General features: G+C 65.4%; 1 protein-coding gene. It reads right to left on the bottom strand.

Features of this window, described 5'->3' with window-relative positions:
* Positions 1-456: HlyD family secretion protein (locus F8M74_RS37245; RefSeq protein WP_163884768.1), on the bottom strand; the 456-nt coding region annotated here is incomplete at both ends.

Raw genomic sequence — 456 nt, forward strand, 5'->3', positions numbered from 1 at the left:
GTGCGGAACTTGTCGCGGTCGTTGATGGACACCAGCTGCTGCGCCGCCAGTTCCTCGTAGCGTTTCAATTCATTGCGCGAACGCTGCAGTTCGGCCTGGCCAGCCGACAGCGTGGCGCGGGCGGAGGCAATCTGTGCGCGGTTCTGCGCCTGTGACTGGTCCGAGTTGGCCAGCGCCGCGCGCGCGCTGTCCAGCGTCGCCTGCGCCTGGGCCACGCGCTGCGCATAGATGCGGTCATCGATGCGCAGCAGCGGCTCGCCCTGCTTCACATGCTGGAAATCCTTCACCAGCACTTCGGTCACATAGCCGTTCACCTGCGGCGCCATCACCGTGATCTGGCCGCGTACATAGGCGTTGTCGGTCACCATCACGCTGCTGGTGAACGGCCACAGGTGCCAGGCGCGCAGGATCAGCGCAATGCCCAGCAAGGCCACTACCACCATCACCACCACGCTG

The sequence above is a fragment of the Myxococcus sp. CA023 genome (assembly GCF_010998615.1).
GTDB lineage: Bacteria > Myxococcota > Myxococcia > Myxococcales > Myxococcaceae > Myxococcus.